The 2,332-nt window shown below is 63.0% G+C and carries 2 protein-coding genes; both read left to right on the top strand.

Annotated features, from left to right (window positions below; genetic code table 11):
- Positions 1 to 146 precede the first annotated feature (146 nt).
- Entirely contained in the window at positions 147 to 1,406 is a 1,260-nt protein-coding gene (istA, locus tag EAV90_RS39045) for an IS21 family transposase (RefSeq protein WP_129146467.1), read from the top strand.
- Complete coding sequence (gene istB, locus EAV90_RS39040) at positions 1,403 to 2,266, top strand: IS21-like element helper ATPase IstB (protein ID WP_407120139.1); 864 nt, start codon at positions 1,403 to 1,405, stop codon at positions 2,264 to 2,266. Before istA ends, istB begins: the two co-directional genes overlap by 4 nt.
- Positions 2,267 to 2,332 lie beyond the last annotated feature (66 nt).

Raw genomic sequence — 2,332 nt, 5'->3', positions numbered from 1 at the left:
TGTGAGTGGCGGAGTAATTCTCCCCACTTATGGCATTTGAAAATTCCCCAGTTTTCGTGACGGCCGACCGGCCAGGGCATGCCCTGGCCGGTCGGCCGTCGCGTCGAATCGCCGACGTTCCTCCTGCAGGCGGAAGGGAGGGCGCGGTGCTCAAACTTGGGGAACTTGTCATGATCCTGGATTTGCATCGCCAAGGTCTGTCGGTCAGCGCTATCGCCCGGCAACTTGGTGTCGATCGAAAGACAGTCAGGGCCTACATCGCCAAAGGATTGGAGCCGCCGGTCTACAAAAAGCGAGCGGTGCGGCCCGGAATTGTCGACCACTTCGAAGCTTATTTGCGTGAGCGGCTGGCTGCCTATCCTGCGCTCACCGCCGTGCGGCTGTGGCGTGAGCTCAAGGAACGCGGCTTCGTCGGCGGCTACAGCATCGTACGCGATCGCGTGCGCGAGCTGCGGCCTGCCCAGCCGGCAGCCTTCCAAGTGCGTTTTGAAACTCCAGCAGGTGAGCAGGCGCAAGTCGACTTCGCCAGGTTCGAGGTCCAGTTTGTCGATGAGCCAGGAGTCAAGCGCATCGTCTGGCTGTTCTCGATGGTGCTCGGCTACTCACGACTGATCTGGGCGCGGTTCGTTGTCCATCAGGATCTGCAAACAGTGCTTCGCTGCCATATCGCCGCTCTGGAAGCGATCGGCGGCGCTCCGCGCGAGATCCTCTACGACCGCATGAAGACCGCTGTCCTTGGCCAGGACGCCGAGGGGCTCGTGGTCTACAACCGCGCGCTGGTCGATCTCGCTCGCCATTATGGCTTCCAGCCGCGCGCTTGCCGGCCTTATCGGCCCAAGACAAAAGGCAAGGTCGAGCGGCCATTCCGCTACATCCGCGAGGACTTCTTCCTCGGCGGGGTCTTCCGCAATCTGGACGACCTCAACGGCCAGCTCCGCCATTGGCTGGATACCGTCGCCAATCCGCGGGTGCATGCCACGACCCATCGGGTCGTCAATGAGGCCTTCGCCGAGGAAAAGGCGGCACTGCAAGCCTTGCCGAGCGCGCCCTACCGGGCGGTGTTGCATCTGGAGCGACGGGCCTCGCACGAAGGCATGGTGAGCGTCGGCGGCAATCTGTACAGCGTGCCTGATACGACGCGGCGGCGGGTCTTCGACGTCCACGTCCTCGCCGACGAAATCCGCATCTTCGAGGGCAGCGTGCTGGTGGCAAGTCATGCCCCGCTCGAAGGTCGGGGCCAGAAGCGGCTCGATCCGGCACATCGCAAGCTCGCCAGCTTCGGCCGACGCCGTCCAGGCAGTGCAGAACCCGTCACCCTCACGCGCGCCGGTGACCACGCCGTTCGTCGCTCGCTTGACTTCTACGCGGCCGTCGGTCGCCGCCTGGCAGCCCAGGAGATCGTATGATGAGTGCTTCCTCCGTCATCGAGCGCGTCAAGACCAACCTGGTCAGTCTGAAGATGCCGCGCGCCCTGGAAATCCTCGATGTCACCCTGCGCGGCCTCGAACGCGGCGAAATTAGCGCCCTCGACGCCATCGATGCCTTGCTCACCGAAGAACTCACGATGCGCGAGAACCGTCGCATCAAAATGGCGGTTCAAATGGCCAAGTTGTCGGCCATCAAGACGCTCGCCGGCTTCGACTTCGCCTTCCAACCGTCGCTCGACAAAAACCGCGTCCTGGCGCTCGCCGGATTGCAGTTCATTAATCGGGCCGAGGCGGTCCATCTCATCGGGCCACCAGGAACCGGCAAGACCCATTTGAGCCTCGCTCTCGGCGTGGAGGCCGTTAAGGCAGGGCGCAGCGTCTACTTCAGCTCCCTCGCCGATATCGTCGCCTCGCTCGCCAAGGCCGAACGTGACGGCGCTCTGCGCGAGCGGATCCGCTACTACTGCCGGTTCGCGCTGCTCATCGTCGATGAAATCGGCTACCTCCCGGTCACTCCCGGTGGCGGCAACTTGTTCTTCCAGCTCGTCAACGCCCGATATGAAAAAGGCGCTATGATCCTAACCTCGAACCGCGGCTTCGCCGAGTGGGGAGAGATCTTCGGCGATTCCGTCGTCGCTACCGCGCTGCTCGATCGCCTGCTTCACCACGCCGTCGTCATCCAAATCGAGGGCTCGAGCTATCGCCTACGCGAACATGCTGATCTCGTCCCCGAGACGATCCGACACAAAACGCAGGCAACCGCGAACCCCATTCCCCCGACCCTGAAACGGCGGGGCCGGCCACCAAAAGACGGAGGTGCTGATCACGTCGACGGCTGATCGCCATCCCGCCAACTGGGGAATTTTGCGGCGCCACTTCTGAGGAGATTCCGTGCGCCGTTGACA

It is taken from the genome of Bradyrhizobium vignae (assembly GCF_004114425.1).
GTDB lineage: Bacteria > Pseudomonadota > Alphaproteobacteria > Rhizobiales > Xanthobacteraceae > Bradyrhizobium > Bradyrhizobium vignae.
This window is presented reverse-complemented; position numbering and strand designations above follow the sequence as displayed.